18 protein-coding genes are annotated in these 25,764 nt (G+C 53.7%); 12 read left to right on the top strand and 6 right to left on the bottom strand.

Annotated elements, in window-relative coordinates:
• Window positions 1–69: 69 nt before the first annotated feature.
• A complete protein-coding gene (locus tag RKA07_RS11015; protein WP_310966345.1) occupies window positions 70–1,314 on the top strand; it encodes a patatin-like phospholipase family protein in 1,245 nt (414 codons plus the stop codon).
• A 52-nt stretch (window positions 1,315–1,366) separates the two neighbouring features.
• On the opposite strand, the gene hslU is transcribed toward RKA07_RS11015, so the two are convergent.
• From hslU to RKA07_RS10990, 5 genes are all read right to left on the bottom strand, one after another.
• The gene (hslU, locus tag RKA07_RS11010; RefSeq protein ID WP_200371771.1) at window positions 1,367–2,698 is read right to left on the bottom strand and encodes an ATP-dependent protease ATPase subunit HslU; all 1,332 of its coding nucleotides are present in this window, start codon (window positions 2,696–2,698) and stop codon (window positions 1,367–1,369) included.
• A gap of 2 nt (window positions 2,699–2,700) precedes the next feature.
• Window positions 2,701–3,270: an ATP-dependent protease subunit HslV gene (gene hslV / locus RKA07_RS11005; protein ID WP_309045778.1), complete on the bottom strand. Its 570-nt coding sequence runs from the start codon at window positions 3,268–3,270 to the stop codon at window positions 2,701–2,703.
• 209 nt (window positions 3,271–3,479) lie between these two features.
• Window positions 3,480–3,971: an SPOR domain-containing protein gene (locus RKA07_RS11000; protein WP_227715399.1), complete on the bottom strand. Its 492-nt coding sequence runs from the start codon at window positions 3,969–3,971 to the stop codon at window positions 3,480–3,482.
• Between the two features lie 150 nt (window positions 3,972–4,121).
• Complete coding sequence (gene argS / locus RKA07_RS10995; protein WP_310966344.1) at window positions 4,122–5,807, bottom strand: arginine--tRNA ligase; 1,686 nt, start codon at window positions 5,805–5,807, stop codon at window positions 4,122–4,124.
• Window positions 5,808–5,917: 110 nt separating this feature from the next.
• The gene (locus tag RKA07_RS10990; RefSeq protein ID WP_310966343.1) at window positions 5,918–8,092 is read right to left on the bottom strand and encodes a primosomal protein N'; all 2,175 of its coding nucleotides are present in this window, start codon (window positions 8,090–8,092) and stop codon (window positions 5,918–5,920) included.
• A gap of 215 nt (window positions 8,093–8,307) precedes the next feature.
• Here RKA07_RS10990 and rpmE point away from each other — a divergent pair, with 215 nt between their 5' ends.
• Complete coding sequence (gene rpmE / locus RKA07_RS10985; protein ID WP_200204851.1) at window positions 8,308–8,532, top strand: 50S ribosomal protein L31; 225 nt, start codon at window positions 8,308–8,310, stop codon at window positions 8,530–8,532.
• 228 nt (window positions 8,533–8,760) lie between these two features.
• Window positions 8,761–10,026 (top strand): malic enzyme-like NAD(P)-binding protein, encoded by a 1,266-nt coding sequence (locus tag RKA07_RS10980; protein WP_200371767.1) that lies wholly within the window; start codon window positions 8,761–8,763, stop codon window positions 10,024–10,026.
• An 82-nt stretch (window positions 10,027–10,108) separates the two neighbouring features.
• Here the strand turns inward: RKA07_RS10980 and RKA07_RS10975 are convergent, their stop codons facing one another.
• Complete coding sequence (locus RKA07_RS10975; protein WP_310966342.1) at window positions 10,109–12,625, bottom strand: penicillin-binding protein 1A; 2,517 nt, start codon at window positions 12,623–12,625, stop codon at window positions 10,109–10,111.
• 195 nt (window positions 12,626–12,820) lie between these two features.
• On the opposite strand from RKA07_RS10975, the gene RKA07_RS10970 reads away from it, so the two are divergent.
• The 9 genes from RKA07_RS10970 (at window position 12,821) to gltB (ending at window position 25,677) form a co-directional block, all read left to right on the top strand.
• The gene (locus RKA07_RS10970; RefSeq protein ID WP_200204848.1) at window positions 12,821–13,885 is read left to right on the top strand and encodes a pilus assembly protein PilM; all 1,065 of its coding nucleotides are present in this window, start codon (window positions 12,821–12,823) and stop codon (window positions 13,883–13,885) included.
• Entirely contained in the window at window positions 13,885–14,448 is a 564-nt protein-coding gene (locus RKA07_RS10965; RefSeq protein WP_200204847.1) for a PilN domain-containing protein, read from the top strand. Before RKA07_RS10970 ends, RKA07_RS10965 begins: the two co-directional genes overlap by 1 nt.
• The gene (locus tag RKA07_RS10960; protein WP_310966340.1) at window positions 14,448–15,059 is read left to right on the top strand and encodes a type IV pilus inner membrane component PilO; all 612 of its coding nucleotides are present in this window, start codon (window positions 14,448–14,450) and stop codon (window positions 15,057–15,059) included. Before RKA07_RS10965 ends, RKA07_RS10960 begins: the two co-directional genes overlap by 1 nt.
• A gap of 2 nt (window positions 15,060–15,061) precedes the next feature.
• Window positions 15,062–15,610: a pilus assembly protein PilP gene (locus RKA07_RS10955; protein WP_310966339.1), complete on the top strand. Its 549-nt coding sequence runs from the start codon at window positions 15,062–15,064 to the stop codon at window positions 15,608–15,610.
• A gap of 65 nt (window positions 15,611–15,675) precedes the next feature.
• A complete protein-coding gene (locus tag RKA07_RS10950) occupies window positions 15,676–17,730 on the top strand; it encodes a type IV pilus secretin PilQ (RefSeq protein WP_310966370.1) in 2,055 nt (684 codons plus the stop codon).
• Window positions 17,731–17,865: 135 nt separating this feature from the next.
• Window positions 17,866–18,432: a shikimate kinase AroK gene (gene aroK / locus RKA07_RS10945; RefSeq protein WP_200204844.1), complete on the top strand. Its 567-nt coding sequence runs from the start codon at window positions 17,866–17,868 to the stop codon at window positions 18,430–18,432.
• Window positions 18,425–19,522, top strand: a complete 1,098-nt coding sequence (gene aroB, locus RKA07_RS10940) for a 3-dehydroquinate synthase (protein WP_310966338.1) — start codon at window positions 18,425–18,427, stop codon at window positions 19,520–19,522. The genes aroK and aroB overlap by 8 nt, the downstream gene beginning before the upstream one ends.
• A 35-nt stretch (window positions 19,523–19,557) precedes the next feature.
• Window positions 19,558–21,018, top strand: coding sequence for an SPOR domain-containing protein (locus RKA07_RS10935; RefSeq protein ID WP_310966337.1), 1,461 nt, complete (start codon window positions 19,558–19,560; stop codon window positions 21,016–21,018).
• A 210-nt stretch (window positions 21,019–21,228) separates the two neighbouring features.
• On the top strand, window positions 21,229–25,677 hold the full coding sequence (gene gltB / locus RKA07_RS10930) for a glutamate synthase large subunit (RefSeq protein WP_310966336.1): 4,449 nt from the start codon (window positions 21,229–21,231) through the stop codon (window positions 25,675–25,677).
• The last annotated feature ends 87 nt before the right edge of the window (window positions 25,678–25,764 follow it).

Below are 25,764 nucleotides of genomic sequence, written 5' to 3'. Positions count from 1 at the left end.
GGTTGCTACCTTGTTAAGTCAGGCAGGCCAGAAAATAAATCTGGCGATTTATCCGGAGAAGGAAAGGCCATGAAAAAGCCAACCGAACTGAAACCAGCACCACGCATCGGGCTCGCGCTCGGTGGGGGTGGACCTTTAGGCGGCATATACGAGATTGGCGCACTCCGGGCGCTGGATGAGGCCTTGGATGGGTTGGACTTCAATAATCTTGATGTGTACGTGGGTGTTAACTCCGGCTCATTCGTAGCTGCCAACCTTGCAAACCAGATGACCACGGCGCAGCTGTGCCGGATTTTTGTGCGTAATGAAGCTGAAGTTCATCCTTTTCACCCTGATGTATTCTTCCGGCCAGCACTGAAAGAAATGGCGGGCCGTTTGCTGGCGGTGCCCGGACTGATCACTACGGCCGTGCGCCGTTTTGTTGCTAACCCCTACGACCAAAGCTTGTTAGAGGCCCTTACCATACTGTCTCAGGCGGCTCCCGCTGGGCTGTTTGATAATGAAGGGCTTCATGATTATCTCAAGCGTGCTTTTTCCATGTTGGGCCGCTCAAACGACTTCCGGCAGCTAAAGCGCAGCCTATACATTGTTGCGGCAGACGTGGAAAGCAGCGACGCCGTGTGCTTTGGCGCTCCCGGGTTTGATCATGTGCCTATATCCAAAGCCATACAAGCGAGCACAGCATCTCCGGGGCTGTACGTGCCGGTTGATATCGATGGCCGGTATTATGTAGACGGAACGCTGCGCAAAGGCTTGCATGCATCGGTTGCGTTTGAAGATGGTGCAGACCTGGTTTTTGCTGTGAACCCCTTGGTGCCCATTGATGCCAGTGCGGCGGTACGGGCGGGCACTATGGCGCCCGGAGAATTGACTCGTTCGGGGATGCCAAACCTGCTGTCACAGATGTTCCGGACCATGGTTTATTCCCGCATGCAGTCGGGTATTGCTCACTACGCGACGGACTATCCGGATAAGGATATCCTGTTGTTTGAGCCGACTCGGGATGACGCCAAGCTGTTTTTCTCTAACGTGTTCAGCTTCCAGTCACGCCGAATGGTGTGTGAGCATGCTTATCAGATGACCCGCCAGGATCTGCGGAATCGTGCAGACGAGCTGGAGCCAAAGCTGGCAAAATATGGCATCAAGCTACGCCGGGATCGTCTGGAAGATGAGCAGCGCACCATTAGTACCAGCCTTTATGGCGAAATGCTGCCACTGTATGTGGCCAAGAGCAGAAAGAAAAAGACAACCGGAAAGGGCAAGCTGGCGGCAGGGCTGGGAACGGTCACCCACCTGTTTTCAAAGGCAGAGTAGGTATTCGGGCCAGGCGCGCGAAAAGCACGCCTGGCTCAACGGTGGCTTCAAATCAGAGAATATAACGACTCAGATCTTCGTCTTCCGACAGTTCTCCAAGCTTTTCATTAACGTAATCTGCAGTGACTTCAAACGCTTCGGTTACCCCATCACCCGCATCAAAAGACAGGCTTTCCAATAGCCTTTCCAAAACCGTGTGTAAGCGCCTGGCACCGATGTTTTCGGTTGTCTCATTTACCTTCCAGGCGATCTCCGCTATGCGGGCAATTGCATCTTCACTGAACGTCAGCTTAACGCCCTCGGTGTTCATCAGAGCTTCGTACTGCTGAACCAATGAGGCATCCGGTTCTGTGAGAATGCGCTTGAAATCGTCCGGGGTAAGAGCCTGCAGTTCTACCCGTATTGGCAGTCGGCCCTGCAGCTCCGGAATAAGATCCGATGGCTTGGACAAGTGGAAAGCGCCGGACGCAATAAACAGAATATGATCTGTGCGTACCGAGCCGTATTTTGTGCTCACGGTACTGCCCTCAATAAGTGGCAACAGATCCCTCTGAACGCCTTCCCGGGAAACATCCGACGAGCTGTTCTCCGCGCGCTTGGCCACCTTGTCAATTTCATCGAGAAACACAATGCCGTTCTGCTCAACGGCGATAATGGCTTTCTGTTTGATCGACTCCTCATTGACCAGCTTACTGGCTTCCTCTTCCTTCACCCGTTTCAGAGCGTCTGCCACCTTCATTTTCCGTGGCTTGGATTTGTCAGCGGCCATGTTGGAAAACATGCTCTGTAGCTGGCTGGTCATCTCCTCCATGCCAGGAGGTGCCATGATTTCTACGCCGGCGCTTGAATTACGGAGGTTGATCTCGATTTCCTTATCGTCGAGTTCGCCTTCCCTCAGCTTTTTCCGGAACATCTGGCGAGTGGAGGAGTCTTCAGAGGTCTTTTGGCTATCCTCGCCGAAGCTTCTTGGCGGTGGGAGCAGGGCGTCCAGGATTCTGTCTTCGGCTGCGTCCAAAGCCTGCTCTTCGTGACGCTTCATTTCCTGAACCCGCAGCATTTTTACGGCCATATCCGCCAGATCGCGGATAATGGATTCCACATCACGCCCAACGTAGCCAACCTCGGTAAATTTGGTGGCTTCAACTTTCAGGAAAGGTGCATCTGCCAATTTCGCCAGACGGCGGGCAATCTCAGTTTTGCCCACGCCGGTAGGGCCGATCATCAGGATGTTCTTGGGCGTGACTTCATCCCGAAGCGTGCTGTCCAGCTGCATCCGGCGCCAGCGGTTTCTCAGGGCGATCGCCACAGCCCGCTTGGCCTCTTGCTGACCCACGATGTGTTTATTGAGCTCGTGAACAATTTCACGGGGAGTCATTGCAGACATGTTTACTCCGGATCAGTCGTTTTGGAGGGTTCTGGTTTGGTAACTGCGTCTTTGGGGAGCAATTCAATGGTGCGATTGTGGTTGGTATAGATGCAGATATCTGCAGCTATTTCCAAGCCTTTCTCCACAATCTCGTGGGCAGAAAGCTCGGTGTTTTCAAGCAGAGCCCGTGCGGAAGCTTGAGCAAACGGGCCGCCGGAGCCGATGGCAATCAACCCGTGCTCTGGCTCTATCACGTCACCATTACCTGTGATGATCAGGGAAGCTGTTTTATCCGCCACAGCCAAAAGCGCTTCCAGCTTGCGTAAGGCTCTGTCTGACCGCCAGTCTTTGGCAAGTTCAACGGCGGCTCTTGTGAGATTGCCGTTATGCTTTTCAAGCTGCGCCTCAAAGCGCTCAAACAGAGTAAACGCATCTGCGGTGCCGCCAGCAAAACCCGCGATAACCTGCCCGTTATAGAGGCGGCGTACCTTGCGGGCATTACCCTTCATCATGGTATTTCCCAGAGAAACCTGGCCGTCGCCACCCATGGCAACTTCGTCATCGCGTCTGACGGAAAGTATGGTAGTCATTCGGGCTCCAATTGCCTGATTAAAAATCGGTATTGGGCAGTTATGGAGGCAGGATGGAAGAATTCAAGTAGTTTGGAGTAGGAGTCTGCAGGGTGCGGCTTTTCAAAACACGCTGTGAATACCTCCCTGTACGCTCGGCTCCGCCATCCATGGCTCCGCACGGTTTTGAAAAGCCGCACCCTGCAGACTCCCGTAGCTATCGGGTAACCTCAACCTTGCTTGGGAACCTTCCGAATAAGCGGCTGAATGTTAATCGAAACAAGCTTGTCGATGGCTGAGCTCATCTGGCTGCGGGTATTAAAGGGCCCGACATTCACTCTATACCAAACGGAGCCGCTATCGAGTTCTATGCGTTGCACGCCGGCTCTGAGCCCCTGAAAGGCAATCTGTGCGCGCTGACGCTCAGCATCTTCCTTGCTGCGGAAAGAACCGGACTGCACCAGGTAGTCAAAGTCCTGCTTGGTTGGGCCCGGAGTGTACTCCTCCACCTTTGGCGGAATAACCTCAGATTCCGGCAGCATCTCATAAAACCGGAAACCTGGTTTTTTCTCCTCCGGTTTGGCGGTTTTCGTTGCCGGAGTTTGTACTGACTCTTTGGCAGTGGGCGGCTGCTGCGGCCCGCTGCTTGGTGGCACAGAATTGAGGTAGACAATAAACCCGATAAAGCCACCAACCGTTGCCAGTGAAAAAATCCACTTCAAGGATAAACCTCCTCGCTGAGAGCGCGCAGGCGCAGCTGGCTTTGCGCGTTTTTTCTGGGCGCTAGCAGGCTTGGCAGGCTTTTTCCTGTTGGGGGCTGCAGAAGCACCTGAGCGATTTTTACGAGCATAGTCTCGGGACATTGTTGTTACTTACATCTCTTCCGGTGCGCTAACGCCCAGCAGGTCCAGCCCATTGGCAATTACCTGGCGTACGGCGAGGTAGAGGCTGATGCGGGCATCTCGCAGTGCTGTATCTTCTATCAGCACCTTGTGGGCGTTGTAATAAGTGTGAAACTGGCCGGCCAGCTCCCTCAGATAATGGGTGAGGGTGTGTGGTTCACGCTGTAAGGCAGAGCTGGCAATCAGCTCCGGATATTTCGCCAGCTGGTTTGCTATCTCTTTTTCTTCATCCAGCGTCAGTAAAGACAGATCGCCCACACACTCGTTCAGTCCGCGCGCAACGCCTTCGGCAGCCAGCTTCCGTAACACGCTGCATATGCGTGCGTGGGCATACTGAATGTAGTACACCGGGTTTTCATTGGTCTGGGAGCGGGCCAGATCGATATCGAAGGTCAACTGGGAGTCAACGCGCCGAGCTGCAAGGAAAAAACGGGTGGCGTCGCGGCCGACTTCGTCTATCAAATCGCGAATGGTGACGTAGCTGCCTGCGCGCTTGGAAATTTTTACTTCCTGTCCGGAACGGGTAACCATCACCATCTGGTGCAGAACGTAATCCGGCCAGCCCTTGGGAATGCCTGCGTTCAAAGCCTGCAAGCCAGCACGAACGCGAGTTACCGTAGAGTGGTGGTCGGCCCCCTGTTCGTTGATGACCGTGGTAAAGCCACGCTGCCATTTGTCCAGGTGGTAGGCGACATCTGGCAGGAAGTAGGTGTAGCCGCCGTCTTTCTTGCGCATAACCCGGTCTTTGTCGTCACCGAACTCTGTGGTTTTGAGCCACATGGCGCCGCCGTCTTCATAGGTGTAGCCGTTTTCCTGTAAGCGTTTAACGGTAGCTTCCACTTTTCCATCGTCGTACAGGGACGATTCCAGGAAGTACACATCAAACTCGACGCCAAAGGCTTTCAGGTCGAGATCCTGCTCCCGGCGCAGATAGGCCACTGCAAACTCCTGAATGGCAGCCAGGTCATCAGGGTTGGCGCTGGCAGTCACCTCCCTGTCATCTGCCGTAACCGTATCACCGGCCAGATAGGCTTTTGCGACATCAGCAATGTAGTCGCCACGATAGCCGTCTTCCGGCCAGCTTTCGTCTTCGGGTGTCAGCCCCTTGACGCGCGCCTGTACGGACAGGCCAAGGTTGTTGATTTGGGCGCCGGCATCGTTGTAGTAAAACTCGCGGGTAACGTCATAGCCGTTGGCTTCCAGGAGGCGGCAAAGGCAATCGCCAATGGCTGCGCCCCGGCCGTGGCCTACGTGCAGTGGGCCAGTGGGGTTGGCGGATACAAATTCCACCTGGACTTTTTCACCCTTACCGCTGTTGTTGCGACCAAACTGCCCAGCCTCATCCAGAATGGTATTTACTATCTCAAATGCACTGGCCGTGCTCATGAAAAAGTTAATAAACCCCGGGCCTGCAACTTCCACCTTCGCGACAGCGCTGCTTTGGGGCAACTTCTCAATCAGCATTTCTGCCAGTTTGCGAGGCGCACAGCCGGCCGTTTTGGCTGCAACCAATGCGATGTTGCAAGCATAGTCACCATGGGATTTATCCTTGGTGTTACCCACTTGCGGCGTATAGGTCTGGTCGGCTGGTAGCGTGCCTTCAGATTGAAGGGCCGCCAGTGCGGACTGGAGCAGGTCGGAAACGGTCTCTTTCATGCTGTGAGATGGCTCAGTTTACTGGAAAGTTGGGTTGGGGCAGGGCGCCCGGTGATAATTGAAGAGGGCCATTATCGCGGAAAGTCCGGCCGCAAGCAAAAGCATGATGATTAGCCCGTTTCTTGCGGATCCACATCAATCATCCATTTCGCGCCCTTTTGAAATCGCTTTTGTTCAAGCGTCTGGCAAACGCTCGTCAAAAGCTTATTGAGGCGTCGCCGGTTATCCGTATTTAGCACCAGTTGCGCCCGGTGTCGGTCAGCCCGGCGTGCGATCAGGGAGGGCAGGGGGCCCCAAACTTCGATGCCTGGTGTGTTTGTGAGCGGTTTTATGCTGTCGAGGATCTGTAGGCTTTGCTCCATGGTGTCCGCTTCGGCCCGGAATATAGCCATGGCGCGAAAAGGCGGAAACTGGCCGGCTTCGCGCTCCCCAAGAAGCTGGTCTGCCATGTCGAGATAGTGCCCATTGCAAAGTGTTCTGAGCAGGGGGTGGTCGCTGTGGCAGGTTTGTACAACTACTTTGCCTACTTTAGTTCCACGCCCTGCCCGGCCACTTACCTGGAGTAATGTCTGGATCAATTGCTCAGGGGCCCGGAAGTCGACGCTGAAAAGGCCGCCGTCGGCATTGATAACAACAACCAACGTCACATTTGGGAAGTCGTGGCCCTTTGCCAGCATCTGGGTGCCTACGAGAATGCAGGGCTCGCCGGTGTTGACCTGTTCGAGTATCGTCTGAATGCTGCCTTTGCGCTGGGTGCTATCGCGATCTACCCGGACGATGGGAGTGTCGGGGAAGTGGGCGGCCAGGATATCTTCCGTTTGCTCTGTTCCCTGGCCTACGGGTTTGAAAGCTTCACTTTTGCATTTGGGGCAGGTGTCGGTTGCTGCAGCCTGGTAATCGCAATGGTGGCAGCGCATGGCGCGGTCACGGCGATGGTAGGTGAGGCGGGTGTCGCAGCGCGGGCACTCAACCATGTGGCCGCAGTCAAAGCACATCATAACTGGCGCATAACCGCGACGGTTTACGAACACGAGTGCCTGGTTTCCGTCTTCCAGTGTTTTCTTGAGTGCTTGCAGGGCAGGGCGGGAGAGCCCGCCCTCCAGGGGGCGGCTACGGATGTCCAGCAGGCTGATAGAGGGCGGTAGCGCCTCACCGGCACGTTCTTCCAGTTTTATCAGCCTGTACTTGCCCGCCAGGGCGTTGTGATAAGACTCCAGAGATGGTGTGGCGGAGCCAAGGATCACCGGGCAACGATTCAGGTGCGCACGATAAACGGCAACATCCCTGCCGGAATAGCGAAATCCTTCGCCTTGCTTGTATGAACTGTCGTGCTCCTCATCAACAATCAAGGTTTTCAGTGCGGTGAATGGAAGTAGTACCGCCGACCTGGTGCCAATGAGTATGATGGGGTCACCATTGCGGATTTTTAGCCAGGCGTTCAGTCGTTCGCTGTCGTTCAGGGCGGAGTGCCATACCAGGATGCGCTCGCCAAAATAGCGTTTGAAGCGGGCGACAGTTTGGGGGGTCAGGTTGATTTCCGGAACCAGTACCAGAGCCTGATCTTCTGTGGCGAGGTTCTGCTTAAGGTAGTGCAGGTAAACTTCGGTTTTGCCGCTGCCGGTGATGCCGTATAGAAGGGAGGCGCTGAAGCCTTCGTCCGGTAGTGGAAGCTGGGATGCGGCGTTGAGTTGGGCAGGAGAAAGTGTTGGGGCTGCAATGGATTCACTGTATTGCTGGCTTTGGGGGCTTGCGCTCTCCGGGGCTGCAACTCGAACCAGTTCTTTTTCAAGCAGAGCCTTCAGTTGCGGGCGAGTGAAGCCCGCTTTTGTGATTTCGCTATTTTTTACGCCCTGCTCATGCTGGGCAATCCATTCCAGCAGGTTTTTTTGCTTGTGGGCTTTTGCCGGGAGGGCCGCGCTGCTACCGCAGGCCTGCCATCTGTCGTCGTTTTTTTGTATGGCCGGCCGGCCCCGCCGCAGAGCGGGTGGGATGGCAGTGAACAAACACTCCCCCAGAGGGTGCTGGTAGTAGTCGCTAGCCCAGCTAAGTAATTGAAAAGTTTCATTTGGCAGGGCGGGCCAGTTTTCCAGTGCTTTTAGCACCGGTTTCAGGGTGATGCCCTCTGGTGGTTCAATGTTTGTTTCCACAACCAGGCCGATCGCCTGCTGTCGCCCGAAAGGAATTTTTACGCGTTGGCCCGGTTCCAAAGGTATTCCCTCGGGCACAAGGTAATCAAAGAGCCTTCTTAGTGGCCGATTCAGCGCAATACGGGCTGTTGATGGCAACGGGTAATCCTTTAATGATTTATGCGTATAAGGCAGGGTTCACGCACCTGCAAGGCTTGCCTGCCAGGATAATTGCAAGTAAGATTCGCGGTCTGTTTGCGGCAGGGCATGATTGTGCCCCGTCTTCTCCATTGATTCAAACATGCGGTGCCTGGCACTTGGGCTTTTACGAGTGTCCCGTGATCAGGTAGCGGCATGACCCACAGAGGTTCGCCATGAAAGAAGGTATTCACCCCAAGTACGAAGACATCACCGCAACATGTTCTTGCGGAAACGTGATCAAAACTCGCTCTACTGTCGGTCATGACCTGCAGCTGGATGTTTGTTCCCAGTGTCACCCATTCTACACTGGCAAGCAGAAGGTTATGGATACTGGTGGTCGTATCGACAAGTTCCAGAAGCGTTTTGGCGGTCGTATCGCCGGAAAGAAAGAAGACTGATCTTGTTATAGATTCGAAAAAAGCGCCTGAGGGCGCTTTTTTTATGGGAAGCGCAAAATAACAGCTTAGTATTTGATTATACGCAATTCGCCGTATTGACTGGTTATAGTTTGTTCGATTTGCCCTTGTCGTTTCGGGGCGAGCGCGCCATAATGTCGCGCTCCTTCAGGCAGGCACCTGCCGTCTGGAGGCTTATTACCTTTTAACGTGACAAACGGAACAGTGGCAATGTCTCAAGATCTGAAAGAAGCAGCCCTTGAATATCACGCCAAGCCGCGGCCTGGAAAGATTAGTGTAGAAATCTCCAAGCCGACCGCGACCGCTCGCGACCTCGCTTTGGCATATAGCCCAGGCGTTGCAGAGCCGGTTCGCGAGATTGCGAAGGACCCGGAGAACGCATACAAGTACACGGCCAAGGGTAACCTTGTCGCCGTTATCTCCGATGGTACTGCGATCCTCGGTCTGGGTAACCTGGGCCCGCTGGCGAGCAAGCCGGTAATGGAAGGCAAAGGTGTACTGTTCAAGCGCTTTGCCGGGATTGACGTATTCGACATCGAAGTCAATTCTGAAAGCCCGCAGGCGTTCATTGAAACCGTTGAGCGTATTGCTGACACCTTTGGTGGCATTAACCTTGAGGATATCAAGGCGCCAGAGTGTTTCGAAATTGAACGCGCGCTGATCGAAAAGTGCAACGTGCCTATCTTCCACGATGATCAGCATGGCACAGCGATTGTTACTGCAGCCGGCATGATCAACGCCCTTGAGTTGCAGGGCAAGAAAATTGAAGAAGCGAAAGTGGTTTGCCTGGGTGCCGGTGCTGCTGCAATCGCGTGCATGAAGCTGTTGATCAGCTGCGGTATCAGCTCTGATAACATCTACATGCTCGACCGCAAGGGTGTGATCCACTCTGGTCGCGATGACCTTAATCAGTATAAGGCGATGTTTGCCAACGACACCGACAAGCGTACGCTGGATGAAGCCATTGATGGAGCCGATGTGTTCCTGGGCCTGTCTGGCCCGGATCTGCTGAGCGCTGACCAGCTCAAGAAAATGGCTCCCAACCCGGTTGTGTTTGCCTGCTCAAACCCGGATCCTGAAATCGATCCTGCGGTGGCGCACTCTGTTCGTGATGACCTCATCATGGCGACTGGTCGCTCAGACTATCCAAACCAGGTTAACAACGTGCTTGGCTTCCCATTCATCTTCCGTGGTGCACTTGATGTTCGTGCAACTTGCATCAACGAAGAAATGAAAGTGGCTGCAGTGAATGCGATCCGTGAACTGGCTAAAGAGCCGGTGCCGCAGGAGATCTGCGAAGCCTACGGTGCTGACAGCTTTGAGTTTGGTAAAGAGTACATCATTCCCAAGCCCATGGATGTTCGTCTGCTGGAGGTTGTTCCTGCAGCTGTTGCCCGTGCTGCAGTGGATTCCGGCGTTGCCCGTAAAGGCTATCCGGCGCACTATCCGCTGAAGAGTATGGATGACATCATCTGATCGATGACGTTATGAGTTTGTAAAAAAACCGGCGGTGATCCCGCCGGTTTTTTGTGGGTATTTGTTTTGTGCTGCGGGTTGCCTAGAAGATTTGGCGCGAAAGGTCGTCTCCATTGCCATGAGTGCGGCCGGGTCTCTCATCTTCTTCGGTCAGAGGTGCGGGTGCATCTTCTTCCTTGAATATCTCGAAGGCACCCTCCTCGCCAGGTCTTGCACGCCTACCGGTCTCCGGGTTGATTCGAATGTTTACAATGCCGTTAGGGCGCGGCATGAAGGCTGATGGGGCGCCGTCAAGCGCTACCTTCATGTAGTCTATCCAGATGGGTAAGGCTGTGCTCGCACCGAATTCCCGGCGGCCTAGTGGGGCTGGCTGGTCGAACCCGACCCACACCGTGGTGGCAAGGTTGTGGTTGAACCCTGCAAACCAGGTGTCCCTCTGCTCATTTGTTGTGCCGGTCTTGCCGGCAATGTCATCCCGGCCAAGGGCCAGCGCCCTGCGCCCAGTTCCCCGCTTAACCACATCCCGGAGCATTGAGTGCAATATGTATACAGAGCGCTCGTCTGCTAGCCGACGCATAACACGCGTCTTGGGGGCGGATTCCTCTGTCATGGTCAGTGTGCTTTCGAGAGTGTCATCTGTGCTGGTTTCAGGCTCCAGGTCGTTGGTGCCGCAGTTACGTTCGCACAGAATAACCTCCGGGGCCAAGTATATGTCCTTGCCGTCTACATCTGTGATGCTCTGAATCAGGAACGGTTCTACGTCGTAACCACCGTTGGCGATAACTGCCAGGCCTCTGGCTAACTCCATCGGCGAGAGTTGTCCGCTGCCCAGTGAGAGGGACAGGTCTTTGGGCATATTCTCGGTGGGAACCTTGAGCTGATCAAGGTAGTCCAGCATTTGGGGAATGCCCAGATCTCTCAAGAGCCGGATAGAAACAAGATTTCGTGAGCGGTAAAGGGCTTCACGCAGAGGGGTGGGGCCATAGAATTGTCCTGAGGAATTCTGTGGGCGCCAGGCAGTTTCGAGTTCCGAGTCATCAAAAACAATTGGGGCATCGTTATAAATAGTGGCCGGCGTTTTGCCGCTCTCCAGGGCGCTGAGGTACAGGAACGGTTTGAATGTAGAGCCTGGTTGACGCTTGGCTTGTATGGCACGGTTGTACTTGCTTTGCCCGAAACTGTAGCCGCCCGCAAGTGCTTGTATGGCGCCGGTTTTAGCCTCAATAGAGATTAGCGCACCTTCGGCTTTTGGAACTTGCATGAGTGACGCGCGGATGGGTTGGACAGATGCTGGGTCCTGGTCGACTGTTTGCTCTGCGTCATCCGGTGTGTCTGGTACTTTGGGGAGTTCGTCTACCCGAACATAAACAACGTCGCCTACGCTCACAACATCTGAAGCTTTTTCGGGTTTGGGCCCGGTCAGGTTTTCAGTTCTGTAGCGGCGGGCCCACTGCATTGTTTCGAAGGGTATGATTGCTGGTCCAAACCTCCGCACATAGGCGCGCGCTTCCCCTTTATCGTCATTAATTTCGGTAATAGCGGCAGGCATCAAAGACTCTACTCTGGGGTAGTTCAGCATCGCGCGAGCAAGATCTCCTCCTGCAAGGGTGTCGGCATCCAGTTTGCCTATGGCGCCCCGGAACCCGTGTCGGCGATCGTAGGCTTCAAGGCCGCTTCGCAAGGCGTCTGTTGCTGTCTGCTGTTCTTTGCTGTCTACCGTCAGTGTAACGGAGTAGCCATCGGTATAGGCTTCCTCTCCAAAGCGTCGGACCATCTCTGCTCGCGCCATCTCAGCAACATAGTCGGCGTCCACTTCGGTTTCTGTGGCGTTGTAAGTTGCTGTGAGTGGCGCCTGAATGGCGAGGTCGTAGGCGGTCGGGCTGATATACGCAAGCTCTTTCATTCGGCCAAGAATCCAGTCTCTGCGCTGCATAGCGCGCTGGGGGTTGGCGAGAGGGTTGTATGCAGAGGGGGCTTTGGGTAGTCCTGCCAACATGGCCATTTGAGCAAGTGACAGTTCGTTGACGGGCTTGTTGTAATAAACGCGAGCCGCAGCCGCTATGCCGTAAGCCCGGTTGCCCAGGTAGATCTTGTTCAGGTAGAGCTCAAGAATTTCGTCTTTTTCGAGTTCACGTTCTATTTGAACAGCCAGGAGTATCTCGTTGAACTTGCGAATAAAGGTCCGGTCGCGTGACAAAAAGTAATTTTTTGCAACCTGCATGGTGATGGTGCTGCCGCCAGATTGGATCGAGCCGGTAGAGATCAGTTCGATCGCAGCCCGCACCAATCCTTTGATGTCGACCCCGAAGTGCTCGTAAAAGCGTGAGTCCTCAGCTGCCAAAAAGGCTTGTAACTGAATTGTAGGGATCTGTTCGATTGTGATCGGGGCCCTTCTCTTTTCACCGAATTCTGCTATTAATCTGTTGTCTTTGCTATATACCCGCAGCGGCGTCTGGAGTTTTATGTCCAGAAGCTGCTCAACAGGTGGAAGGCCAGGGCGCAAGTAAAGATAAAAGCCTGAGCCAACGATAACGGCGACACTCAGTCCGGTGAGAAATAACCAGGCAAAAAGGCGAGAAGTACGCAACAAATGAGACATTTTTTTCTGACAACTGTTGGATATAGGTCTATCATTTGAGAAATTGCTTTAGGAAGGATGAGTCGCTTCACCGTTGCAAATGTTCCCAGCTGAACGAGAGTGGGCATTGTAAACGGAACAATGAAGAAATTCTCTTAAATAAAAAACACATAACACATGTAACCGGGTGCAACTAACCAGGTATAGGGTGAGCGCGTGTTCGGATTGTTCGGAAAGAAATCCAGTGCAGTGTTGGGCGTTGATGTGAGCTCCAGTTCCGTCAAGCTCATAGAGCTGTCCAAGCAGGGCGACCGTTATAAGGTCGAAAGCTACGCTGTTGAGCCGTTGCCGGCGAATGCTGTCGTGGAAAAAAATATCACGGACGTAGAAGCGGTGGGTGAGGTTCTCAAGCGGGTAGCCTCAAAGTCGCGTTCCAGCGTCAAACAGGTTGCTGTGGCGGTGTCCGGCTCAGCGGTCATTACAAAGCTCATTCAGATGGATGGCGGCCTTAACGAATTTGAGATGGAAGATCAGATCGCCCTCGAGGCTGATCAGTACATCCCATATCCGTTAGACGAGGTTGCTATTGATTTCGAGGTGCAGGGTCCCTCGGAAACGAACCCGGATCAGGTGGATGTGCTCCTGGCGGCTTGCCGTAAGGAGAACGTGGATATCCGCCAGGACGCACTCGAGATCGCTTCGCTTAACACGAAGATTGTGGACGTTGAAGCCTATGCGCTGGAGCGTGCATACGGTTTGATTGAAGCTCAGCTCGATTCCCAGGGTGAGGAGCTTGTGGTGGCCATTGTTGATGTTGGGGCGACCATGACAACCTTGAGTGTACTGGCTGAAGGTAAAACCGTGTATACGCGAGAGCAGATCTTTGGTGGCAAACAGCTTACGGAAGAAATTCAGCGTCGCTACGGTTTGTCTGTAGAAGAAGCCGGGCTTGCCAAAAAGCAGGGCGGGCTGCCTGATGATTACGAATCCGAAGTGCTTACGCCGTTTAGGGAGGCCGTGGTTCAGCAGGTTGCCCGTGCGCTGCAGTTCTTTTTCGGGGCTAGCCAGTACAATGCGGTGGACTACGTGGTGCTCGCAGGTGGTACTGCTTCGATTCAGGGGCTGACAGAAATGGTGGAAGAAAAGACTGGTACACCAACACTTGTTGCGAACCCCTTTGCAGAGATGGCGGTCGGTTCGCGGGTTAACGCATCTGCTTTGAGTAACGATGCTCCCTCGCTGATGATTGCTTGTGGCTTGGCGATGAGGAGCTTCGACTAATGGCAAGAATTAACCTCAGGCCTTGGCGCGAAGAGCTCCGGGCAGAGAAGCAGAAACAGTTTGTTGTGATGGTTGTGGGTGCCGCTATTATCGGAGCAGGGCTTACGTTTTTGTGGAGTTCTGACCTCGATAGCAGTATCGCATACCAACATTCACGTAACGCGTACATCGAGTCGGCCACCAAAAAGCTCGATGTGCAGATCAAGGAAATTGACAGCTTGAAGCGCAAGCGTAACGAGTTGCTTGCGCGCATGAAGGTCATTCAGGACTTGCAGGGCAAGCGGCCCGTCATTGTTCGTGCCTTTGATGAGTTGGTCCGCACCTTACCTGATGGTCTGTTTTATACAGACCTCAAAAAGACAGGTGATCAGGTGAGCATTGTGGGTATGGCGGAATCAAATAGCCGTGTTTCAACGCTGATGCGTCAGTTTGATGAGTCCGAGTGGTTCACAAACCCGAATCTGTCCAATGTGTCGTCGGCGGATGGAAAGCGTGCAGGTTACAGCCAGTTCACCATGACAGTGCAGCAAAAAACACCTGAGCCGGAAGGAGGGAGTAAGTAATGAGCCTTGCGGATTCACTTAAAAGCCTGAATGAATTTGATATCAATGATCTTGATATAAATAATGCGGGTATCTGGCCTGCACCTATCAAGGCCATTGTTGTTTTGATCGTTTTCGGTCTGATCATGGGCGGAGGCTACTGGTTTTTCATAAAAGACCAGTATGTTCAGATCGACAGGGTTGAAAAAATCGAACTGGATTTGCGCAAAAAGTACGAAGAGAAAGCTTACCAGGTAGCTAACCTGGAGGTGTTCAAAGCGCAGATGATTGAAATGGAAGAGACCTTTGGCGCTCTGGTTCGGCAGTTGCCGAGCGAGACAGAAGTGCCGGGGCTTCTGGAAGATATCACTAACACTGCTCTGGGTAGCGGACTCGCGTTGCAGGAAGTGAAGCTACAGCCTGAGCAGAGACGCGACTTCTATTCAGAACTACCGATCAATATCCGTGTTTCCGGCTCTTACCATGAGTTGGCATCCTTTGTAAGCAGCGTTGCAAGCCTTCCAAGGATCGTAACATTGCATGATTTAACCATTAAACCAACTGGCGGAGACGGTGAGCGACTTGATATGCAAGTTGTTGCGCGCACCTACCGCTACCGGGCTGGAGAATGAGCATGGCAGCAAAGCATGCGGGAAAAGCCTGGCTGGGTGTTTGTCTGGTATCACTCTTGACAGCTTGCTCCCAGGGCAGCGGTTTTTCCGATCTGGACAAGTTTATGGCAGACACCCGAGCCAAACCTCGGGGGCATGTCGAACCATTGCCTGAGTTTAGCGCATACGAGGCGTTCAGTTACTCTGCAGCAGACAGGCGGGCTCCGTTTGAGCCCCCACTGGATGTTCAGCTGACTATGGTTGACGAAAAGCCCATAAGTGATATTGAGCCCAATCTGGATCGCCCCAAAGAAGTGCTGGAGAATTTTGATCTCAAGGATCTTGGCATGGTGGGGACGCTCCAGGGAGTGTCCGGAAACCTGTTTGCTCTGATTCGGGACAATGCGGGGGGTATTCACCGGGTTCGTACCGGGAATTTCATGGGGCAGAACTATGGCCGGGTTATTGGCGTTAGTGAAACCCGTATAGAGCTTATCGAAATCGTTCCCAATGGCCGGGGTGGCTGGGTAGAGCGTCCTCGCTCTCTGACCCTGGACGAAGACGCTGGCTAAGGAGCGACTTTATGAAAACTGAAAGAAAAATGCATGCACAAAAAAGTTCGGGGTCGAGGCTAGCGATGTTCAGAAAACTCAATGTATACGTCAGCTTAATTGCTTTTGGGTTGTTATCCGGCCTGGCCAGTGCGGTCACGCTGGAAGACGTGTCGTTTTCGTCGCTACCGGGAGAGCGCCTGGAAGTGACACTTAAGTTTGATGGTCAACCGCCCGAACCATCGGGTTACACCATTGAACGACCAGCAAGAATCGCGATGGATTTGCGTGACACTACCAGTGGGCTTAACACCCGCAGCATTCCTCTCGGTTCGGGTAATGCCCAGAGCATGACCGTTGTTGAGACAAAGGATCGTACGCGCTTGATCTTCAATCTGGTTGAGCTTGCGCCTTACGAGACAGTTCGGAATAACAACTCGCTGGTGATGACAATCGGTGGTGAGTCAGGTGCTGGCTCTGTTGCCACTAACACTTCCGGAACAGCAGCTGCGTCACAGTCCGCTTCTACACCAGGTACATTGGCCGGCATAGATTTCCGTCGTGGAAAGAATGGCGAGGGTCGTGTCATTGTTGATCTTGGAAGTCCAGGCACGCCGGTTGATCTGTCTGAGTTGGGCGGGAAAATCCGTCTCACGATGAATGGGATTGCCGTGCCAGCCGATCTACGCCGACGCTTGGATGTAACCGACTTCGCAACACCTGTCAGCCGCGTTGATACGTTCATCGAAGATGGCAACGCGGTGGTCGAGATACGCCCTGAAGGCAATTATGATTACATTGCCTATCAGTCTGGTAGTCAGTTTACGGTGAGTGTTGAAAAGCTGAGCGAAGAAGAAGCTGAGACCCGCCGTGAGGAAAAGTTCCCTTACTCTGGAGAAAAGCTGTCGCTGAACTTCCAGGATATCGAAGTGCGCTCAGTGCTGCAGTTGATTGCTGACTTCACCGGCTTGAATCTTGTTGCCAGTGACACGGTAGGTGGCAGCATTACTCTGCGACTGCAGAATGTTCCCTGGGATCAGGCTCTGGATCTTATCCTGAAGACCAAAGGGCTGGATAAGCGTCAGATTGGCAACGTATTGTTAGTCGCACCTGCTGAAGAGATTGCGGCCCGTGAGAAGCTTGAGCTGGAAACTACCAAGCAGATTGCTGAGCTTGCGCCGGTTCGTTTGGACATTATCCAGGTTAACTACGCGAAGGCGAGTGACATAGTTGCACTTATTCAAGCAGATAAAGAGCTGATCTCGAGCAGAGGCTTCGTTTCCTCAGATGCGCGCACCAATACCATCAGTGTTCGGGAGACGACTGAGAAACTGGATGAAATCCGTCGTCTTGTTTCGACTTGGGACATAACGGTTCGTCAGGTTTCCATCGAAGCTCGCATTGTTCGCGCTCAGAATAACGTTGCTCAAGAGCTTGGTGTGCGCTGGGGTGCAGCAGGCCGGGGTAATGCAAACAGTGGAAACAATAATGTTGTAGTCGGCGGCTCACAGGGTGGCTTGAGCTCGATTGCCGGCAGCGGCGCTCTTGGCTTCCCGTCTGACCTTAACGTAGACCTGGGCACTATTCGTTCCCCGGCAGGGTCGCTAGCCTTTGGTTACATTGGTACGGACTTCTTGATTGATATGGAGTTGTCCGCTTTTGAAAGTGACGGTCAGGCCGAGGTGGTCTCGCAGCCACGCGTGGTAACTGCAGATCGTCAGACGGCTTCTATCAAGTCGGGTCAGGAAATTCCATATCAGGAAGCTTCCAGCAGCGGTGCAACCAGCACTTCATTCAAAGAGGCGGTGCTGTCGCTAGAGGTCACTCCTCAGATCACCCCTGACGACAAGATCATAATGGACCTTGAGGTTAATCAGGATTCCCGAGGCGAAGATACTGACGCGGGTCCGGCGATTAATACCAACTCCATTACAACGCAGGTGCTTGTGGGCAATGGTGAAACAATTGTGCTTGGAGGGATTTTTGAGTCCACCAACTCAACCACGGTCACAAAAACACCATTCCTGGGTGATATTCCCTACCTGGGCCGTCTTTTCAAGCGGACGGAAGTAACCGAACTCCGTAGTGAACTCTTGATCTTCATCACACCGAAGATCATCAAGAACGACCTTATTCAGTAACAGGGGTCAGCAGCAAAGCCGCCGCGATAAACCGGCGGCTTTTTTGTGTCTGAAAACCTGAGATCCCAGGCGAAGCTTATGCAATCTTCAGCCCTGTGATATTCTCACGCGCCTGAACATTATTGAGCGGAAGTTATGTCTTTGCCCAAACGCATAGTCCTGATTGGCCCCATGGGCGCAGGTAAAAGTACGATTGGCCGTATGCTTGCCCGGGAGATGGGGTACAGGTTTCTTGATACTGACCGGATCATAGAAGAGCGTTGTGGAGCAAATATTCCCTGGATATTCGATGTAGAAGGGGAAGAGGGTTTTCGGCAGCGTGAAACGGCGATGCTGGAAGAGCTTGCGGCTGAGCCTGAGACGGTACTTGCTACCGGTGGTGGGGCTGTAATGCGCCCTGAAAATCACGCTCTCCTGAAAAAACATTCAGTGGTTGTCTACCTGAGAACATCCATAGAGCAGCAGGTAGAGCGCACACGCAAAGACCGGAATCGGCCTTTGCTGCAGAATGATGATCCCGAAGGTGTTTTGCGGACTTTGTTTGCGGTTCGGGACCCCTTATATACCGAGCTGGCAGACATTATTATGCACACGGACCGTAAGAGTCCCCGTCTTGTAGTGCGGCAGCTTGTTAATCGCATAAACCCAAAAACACCGCGACAACAAAGGCAGGTGCGAAAGGAGGGTCGCAATCATGTATAAGCTGCTTCACGAACTTCAGGTTGAGTTGGGTGAGCGTAGTTATCCGATAATAATCGGTAAAGGCATGCTGGGTGAGTTTGATCTTTCAGGCTACGTTGGCGGATCCCAGGTAATGATCGTAACCAACGATGTGGTTGCCCCCATGTATCTGGAGAAAGCCAAAGCCAGTTTTCCCGGAAAGACAATAGATGCTTTGGTACTCCCTGATGGTGAAAAGCATAAAGACTGGCAAACGCTGAATTTGATATTTGATGCCCTTCTGGAAAATCAGCACACCCGTAAAACTACGTTGGTGGCACTCGGTGGTGGTGTAATCGGCGATATGACAGGATTCGCAGCTGCCTGCTATCAGAGAGGTGTTCCATTCATACAAATTCCCACTACGCTGCTGTCCCAGGTGGATTCATCTGTGGGTGGAAAAACCGGAATTAACCATCCGCTCGGGAAGAACATGGTTGGTGCATTTCATCAGCCGGAAGTGGTGCTGATTGATACAGATTCGCTGCAAACCTTACCGCCGAGGGAGGTGTCTGCTGGCCTTGCAGAGGTCATTAAATATGGACTTATTCGCGATACTGCTTTTCTTGATTGGCTGGAGCAGGCAATGGGCCAGCTGGTCGCTTTTGACAGCGAGGCTCTGGGAGAAGCTATATTTCGCTCATGCGCGTGCAAGGCAGATGTGGTCGGTCAGGATGAACGGGAAAGTGGAATTCGAGCTACGCTGAATCTTGGTCACACATTTGGCCATGCGATTGAGACCTTCGCCGGCTATGGCAACTGGCTTCATGGAGAGGCTGTAGGCACTGGCATGATAATGGCTGCCGACTTGTCTTTACGTGAGGGATCGATAAACCGGGCTGATTATGACCGGGTTGTGCGCATCGTTCTCAAAGCAGGGCTTCCTTCGCAGCCGCCCGAACAAATGACCCCTGCGGACTTTATGAGCCTTATGGCGGTCGACAAAAAGAATGTTGATGGCAAGTTGAGGTTGGTGTTGCTTAAGGCTGTCGGAGAGGCGGAAGTCACATCCGAAGCCTCTCCAGAAAATCTTAAGGCAACACTAAACGCCTTTTGTTATCAGGATAACTGAGCGGGGCGCGTAACATTGAACGGTAGGGGTCTTTTGTGACTGACGACAGCTTCAACAGCCTGGATGGAGGAGGCTTGTTCCCCCGTTTGCAGCAGCGGTATGGCCTGAGAGGTAATCCGCTGGAGATGGACACGCCGTTCTTTCCGGATGGTATGCGTCACCACGCCTTGGAGGCATTGCGCCATCTATGTGGGTTTGGCGACATGGCTCTCTTACTCACCGGCGGCCCCGGGTCTGGAAAAAGCCGGTTGCTGGCAGAGTTGGTTCGCAGTGAATCGTCACGATTGGGTTTTCATCGCATTTCTTCTGCAGCCATGGTCAGTGCTAATGCGCTTGCAAAAGATCTCCGGCAGATTGCCCGTTCTGGTGTTGGAGCGGATGATAACCCGCGAGAGGCCGTGTATCGTTTTTTTCGATGGTCTGAAACCAGAGTCGGTAAAGGGCAGCGTATGGTGCTGCTTATTGATGATGCTGACCGGGCTCCTCCAGAGCTTCTCAGGCTAATCCTCGACGGGTTTTTGGCAGCAGATCGAGCCAAGGCGGCAGTCCCGGTTTTCGTTGGGGAAGACCGCCTGGTTACACTCCTTGGCCTCGATGACTCGTCCACCTCTGTGCATCAGGTCCATTTGCGACCACTAACCCGGGAAGAAGTGTTCTCCTATCTTGAGCCCCGCGTCCATAACGCGGGAGGTAAGGTGAGTGAACTTTTGAGTCCTGCTCGCCTTGCGCGGATACACGATCTCAGCCAGGGGAGTTTCTCTCGGTTGAAAAGGGTTACGCCAGGTATTTGGCTGGATATCGTGTCTGATGCCTCCAGGCAAAGAAAGACCAGGCGTATCGATTTCAAACAGTTCCGCTTGCCTGCGTTGGCCCTATTGATTCTGGGAGCTTCCTGGTGGTTCGTGTCCCAGCAGTATGATGAAACGGTAGCTCTGGATAGTGAAACGCTTCCAGAGCCTGATCGCGTTCGCAGAAGCATTACCATTGGCCCAGAAACTCCAGAAAATGTGGTTCCAGTGGAAGATATTCCGGTGTTGACAGAAACTCTGGCCCTGGCGGAACCTATTCCTGAGCCTGAGCCTGAGCCTGAGCCTGAGCCTGAGCCTGAGCCTGAGCCTGAGCCTGAGCCTGAGCCTGAGCCTGAGCCTGAGCCTGAGCCTGAGCCTGAGCCTGAGCCTGAGCCTGAGCCTGAGCCTGACTTCGTTCCAAAAAATGCCAGTAAATATGTAGGCGTTGAGCAAATACGCAGCCGGAGTAAGGGTTGGACCATCCAGTTGGTGGCTGGAAATCTGGAGCAAACGGCACTGAATGTTATTGCTCGCAACCCCTCTCTCCCTGAGCTGGTTTATACCAGGGGAGCGCGTAAGGGCGAGCCTTGGTTCATGGTTCTTTATGGGAGCTACGCAACCAAGGAAGAGGCTCAGAAGGCTGCGTCCACTTTGCCCCGTGCACTGATATCGGGCACGCCTTGGGTGCGAACAATCGAAGCCTTATGACCTGCCGATAACACAGGGCAACTTCCTGTTTCTTAAGAGAAAAGCTTAACTGCTCTGTTTCCTTTCAGAAAATATAAAATAAAATGTGTTTGTGTACGTATTTTTACGTGCGTATAATCGCTGCCCCATTTTTTTAGCGTCGGCGGATTTTGTGCACTTTGTTGGTGCAAAGTCGCCGATAAAGATGCATAAATATGCAAGAGGGCGCTTATGAAATCAGGTCTGTATCACCCCGACGAGTTCAAAGATAACTGCGGGTTTGGACTAATCGCCCACATGAAAGGCGAGGTCAGTCACAAACTGCTGCAAACAGCCATAGAATCGCTCACCTGCATGACACACAGAGGTGGTATTGCGGCCGATGGCAAAACCGGTGACGGTTGCGGCCTCCTGATACAAAGTCCTCAAGCTTTTCTGAAGAAAGCGGCCAAAAAAGCATTCGGCCAAGAGCCCAAAGGCTTATTCGCCGTAGGCCAGGTGTTTCTGAGTCAGGATGCCGGTAAAGCTGCAAAAGGCCGATTAGTTCTGGAAAAGTGTCTGGCCGACCAAGGCCTTGAAGTTATGGGCTGGCGGGAAGTGCCAGTAGATGACGGCTGTCTTGGGCCAATGGCTTTGGATTGCATGCCCCGGATAGAGCAGGTTTATGTAACGCCTGCAGGCAAGACTGAGCAGGAATTTGCCATCAGCCTGTTTGTTGGGCGCCGCCATGCCGAGCGGGATATGGCGGATGATTCCGAGTTTTATATCTGCAGTCTCTCCCATCGCACACTTGCCTATAAAGGGCTGATGATGCCGGCGGATCTGGCGAACTTCTATAAGGATCTGGGTGATCCCGATTTCGCTACAGCCATATGCGTGTTTCACCAGCGCTTCTCCACCAATACCATGCCACTCTGGCCCTTGGCTCAGCCGTTTCGTTTTCTGGCCCACAATGGTGAAATTAACACCATCGACGGCAACCGGAATTGGGCTATTGCTCGTGCCGCCAAGTTCAGCTCGCCAAACCTGCCGGATCTGAAAACACTGCAGCCTCTTGTGAACCTTGCCGGTTCTGATTCCTCAAGCATGGACAATATGCTGGAGATTCTGCTGGCAGGCGGCGTGGACCTGTTCCGGGCTGCGCGCATGATGATTCCACCGGCCTGGCAGAACGTCGATACCATGGATTCGGAATTGCGGGCCTTTTACGAATACAACTCCATGCACATGGAACCTTGGGATGGCCCTGCCGGACTGGTTATGTCGGATGGCCGTTACGCTGTGTGCATGCTGGACAGAAATGGTTTGAGGCCGGCGCGCTGGGTAGTTACCAAGGATGATTTCATTACCCTGGCGTCAGAGATTGGTACCTACGGTTACCAGCCAAAGGACGTGGTCGCCAAAGGCCGGGTAGGCCCCGGGCAGATGTTGGCAATTGATACGGAAACCGGAGAAGTGTTGCACACCCGGGATATCGATCAGCGGCTCAAAACGGCTCAGCCCTACAGGCGTTGGCTGCGTGAAAATGCACTGCGAGTAGAGGCAACACTGAACCAGGAGACACCGGAATTCCGGTTGATGGATGCCGATGATCTTCTGGTGCACCAGAAAATGTTTATGGTGTCTTATGAGGAGCGCGACCAGATCCTTCGCCCACTTGCGGAAAATGGCCAGGAAGCCGTCGGGTCCATGGGAGACGACACGCCCATGGCGGTATTGTCCAGCAAGGTTCGGCACGTGGCAGATTATTTTCGCCAGAAGTTTGCACAGGTAACCAACCCGCCGATTGATCCCCTCCGCGAAGCCATTGTGATGTCGCTGGAAACCTGTCTGGGTGCCGAGCGTAATGTCTTTGAGGAGACCGCAGAGCATGCAGACAGAATTATCCTGACGACACCGGTTTTGTCTCCAGCCAAGTTTCTTCGCATCGCCAACAATGAGCGCCCGGGGTTCGCCGTGGCACGGATTTCCTTGAACTACCTGCCGGAGCAGGGGCTTGAGCAGGCAATTCGCCGCATTTGTGATGAGGCTGAGCAAGCTGTTCGCAGCGGCAAGGTACTACTTATTCTTTCAGACAAGGATTTGAGGCAGGGTGAGCTGCCGGTGAGTTCATTGATGGCGACAGGCGCGGTTCACCACCACCTGTCCGGAAAGAGTCTGCGTTGTGATTCCAATATCATCGTGGAAACTGGCTGGGCGCGGGACCCCCATCATTTTGCTGTGCTGCTGGGCTTTGGAGCTACCGCGGTTTATCCCTACCTCGCATATCAGGTACTGAATGATTTGATCCGCACCGGAGAGTTGTTGATGGATCCTATCGAGGCGAAGAACAACTATCGCAAAGGGATCAACAAGGGCCTGCTGAAGATCTTGTCCAAAATGGGCATCTCCACCATTGCCTCTTATCGGGGCGCCCAGCTTTTTGAGGCTATTGGTCTGGCTGATGACGTTGCAGATCTGTGCTTCAAAGGCGTTCCGTGCCGAATTCAGGGAGCAGGCTTTTTCGATTTGCAGCAAGACCAGGAGCAGTTGGCCGCGACAGCTTGGAAGCCGCGCAAGCCCATCACCCCGGGCGGTTTGGTGAAATACATCCATGGGCAGGAGTATCATGCCTTTAACCCGGATGTGGTGACCAAGTTGCAGGAAGCGGTAACCAGTGGCAGCTACGGGCATTACAAAGAATACGCGGCGCTGGTCAATGAGCGCCCGGTCGCGACGATCAGGGATTTGTTCGGGTTTCGTGAAGGTATAGAAGCCATCGAGCTTTCAGCTGTTGAGCCAGTGGAGCAAATCTTTCCCCGGTTCGACTCGGCTGCCATGTCCCTTGGCGCCTTGTCGCCAGAAGCTCATGAAGCTTTAGCCGTGGCTATGAACACGCTTGGCGGCCGTTCCAATTCCGGTGAGGGCGGTGAAGACCCGGTTCGCCACGGCACCATAAAGCGCTCCAAGATCAAGCAGGTGGCCTCCGGCCGCTTTGGTGTAACCGCAGAGTATCTGCGCAGCGCCGATGTTATGCAGATCAAGGTTGCTCAGGGAGCCAAGCCAGGCGAGGGTGGACAGCTACCCGGTGGCAAGGTCAACCAGTTGATCGCACGACTGCGCTACTCTGTGCCCGGCGTTACCTTGATATCGCCACCGCCGCATCACGATATCTACTCCATTGAAGATCTGGCGCAGCTGATCTTTGACCTCAAACAGGTTAATCCACAAGCTCTGGTCTCTGTAAAACTCGTCTCAGAACCGGGTGTTGGCACCATTGCAGCAGGTGTAGCCAAGGCCTACGCCGACCTGATTACCGTATCCGGCTATGACGGAGGCACGGCGGCCAGCCCTCTGGCATCGATTCGCTATGCCGGCTCACCGTGGGAGCTGGGGTTGACCGAAACCCAGCAAGCGCTGCGCGCCAACGACTTGCGTGGAAAGATTCGGCTGCAAACAGATGGCGGCATCAAAACCGGCCTGGATGTGGTAAAGGCCGCTATTCTTGGTGCCGAGAGCTTTGGCTTTGGTACCACCCCCATGGTGGCTTTGGGCTGTAAGTACCTGCGCATCTGCCACCTGAATAACTGTGCTACCGGTGTTGCCACCCAGAACGAGCACCTGCGGGAAGAGCACTTCAAAGGCACCGTGGAAATGGCCATGAACTTCTTCCGCTTTGTCGCGGAAGAAACCCGTGAGTGGATGGCCAAGTTGGGCGTGCGTACGCTGGAAGAGCTTGTAGGCCGAACGGATCTTCTCGTTCGTTTGCCTGGCGATACCGAGCGCCAGAAACAGCTAGACCTCTCTAGGTTGCTGTCTAACGATCACATTCCTGCGGACAAGCCGCAAACCTGCCAGATCGAGCGCAATGTGCCATTCGACCAGGGCTTGCTGGCGGAAGAGATGCTGAAAGCCATTGCTCCGGCCATTGAAGGCAAAACCGGTGGTGCCTGGAATTATCGCGTCACTAACTGCGACCGCTCGATTGGTGCGCGACTTGCCGGTGAGATTGCGGCAAAGCACGGCAACCAGGGAATGGCAGACGCGCCAATAACCTTGGGTCTTGTGGGCACTGCGGGCCAGAGCTTTGGTGTCTGGAACGTTGGCGGGCTTAATCTGATTCTTGAGGGCGATGCTAACGACTATGTGGGCAAAGGCATGACTGGCGGCAAACTGGTCGTCAAGCCACCCCGCGGCAGTGTTTTCGGGTCCCAGAAGACCGCGATCATCGGTAACACCTGCCTCTACGGAGCCACCGGCGGCAAACTGTTTGCGGCTGGCACCGCCGGTGAGCGATTCGCAGTACGCAACTCTGGCGCCCATGCAGTTGTTGAGGGCGCCGGCGATCATTGCTGTGAGTATATGACCGGCGGACTGGTTACCGTGTTGGGTTCTACAGGCCCCAACTTTGGTGCCGGTATGACGGGCGGCTTCGCCTATGTGCTGGATATGGACAACACGTTTGTAGACAAATACAACCACGAGTTGGTGGAAATACAGCGTATTTCCCGTGAAGAAATGGAAGCTTATCGCAACCATCTGCGCAGCGTGATTCGTGAGCACATATCGGAAACCGGCAGTGTTTGGGCCGAGCATATTCTTGAAGATTTCGACGACTACATTGGCCGCTTCTGGCTGGTGAAACCCAAGGCTGCAAGTTTGCGCAGCTTGTTGGCAAGTACCCGTGCGCGCCCTGAATAAGCGCTGTGTTTTTAAGCTGGTTACTTGCGAGGGTTCAGGGTTGCCGAGTGGTGCAGCCCCTGTCGAAATTGAGTTGATGAGAGCGCC

This window comes from Marinobacter xiaoshiensis (assembly GCF_031631795.1).
Classification (GTDB): domain Bacteria; phylum Pseudomonadota; class Gammaproteobacteria; order Pseudomonadales; family Oleiphilaceae; genus Marinobacter; species Marinobacter xiaoshiensis.
The sequence above is the reverse complement of the archived record's forward strand: the minus strand, read 5'-3'. Positions and strand labels throughout refer to the sequence as shown.

Coding starts and splice junctions, on each gene's coding strand:
- RKA07_RS11015 (WP_310966345.1), top strand. CDS start 70: ATGAAAAAGCCAACCGAACTGAAACCAGCACCACGCATCGGGCTCGCG.
- hslU (WP_200371771.1), bottom strand. CDS start 2,698: ATGTCTGCAATGACTCCCCGTGAAATTGTTCACGAGCTCAATAAACAC.
- hslV (WP_309045778.1), bottom strand. CDS start 3,270: ATGACTACCATACTTTCCGTCAGACGCGATGACGAAGTTGCCATGGGT.
- argS (WP_310966344.1), bottom strand. CDS start 5,807: ATGAAAGAGACCGTTTCCGACCTGCTCCAGTCCGCACTGGCGGCCCTT.
- rpmE (WP_200204851.1), top strand. CDS start 8,308: ATGAAAGAAGGTATTCACCCCAAGTACGAAGACATCACCGCAACATGT.
- RKA07_RS10980 (WP_200371767.1), top strand. CDS start 8,761: ATGTCTCAAGATCTGAAAGAAGCAGCCCTTGAATATCACGCCAAGCCG.
- RKA07_RS10975 (WP_310966342.1), bottom strand. CDS start 12,625: ATGTCTCATTTGTTGCGTACTTCTCGCCTTTTTGCCTGGTTATTTCTC.
- RKA07_RS10965 (WP_200204847.1), top strand. CDS start 13,885: ATGGCAAGAATTAACCTCAGGCCTTGGCGCGAAGAGCTCCGGGCAGAG.
- RKA07_RS10960 (WP_310966340.1), top strand. CDS start 14,448: ATGAGCCTTGCGGATTCACTTAAAAGCCTGAATGAATTTGATATCAAT.
- RKA07_RS10955 (WP_310966339.1), top strand. CDS start 15,062: ATGGCAGCAAAGCATGCGGGAAAAGCCTGGCTGGGTGTTTGTCTGGTA.
- RKA07_RS10950 (WP_310966370.1), top strand. CDS start 15,676: ATGTTCAGAAAACTCAATGTATACGTCAGCTTAATTGCTTTTGGGTTG.
- aroK (WP_200204844.1), top strand. CDS start 17,866: ATGTCTTTGCCCAAACGCATAGTCCTGATTGGCCCCATGGGCGCAGGT.
- aroB (WP_310966338.1), top strand. CDS start 18,425: ATGTATAAGCTGCTTCACGAACTTCAGGTTGAGTTGGGTGAGCGTAGT.
- gltB (WP_310966336.1), top strand. CDS start 21,229: ATGAAATCAGGTCTGTATCACCCCGACGAGTTCAAAGATAACTGCGGG.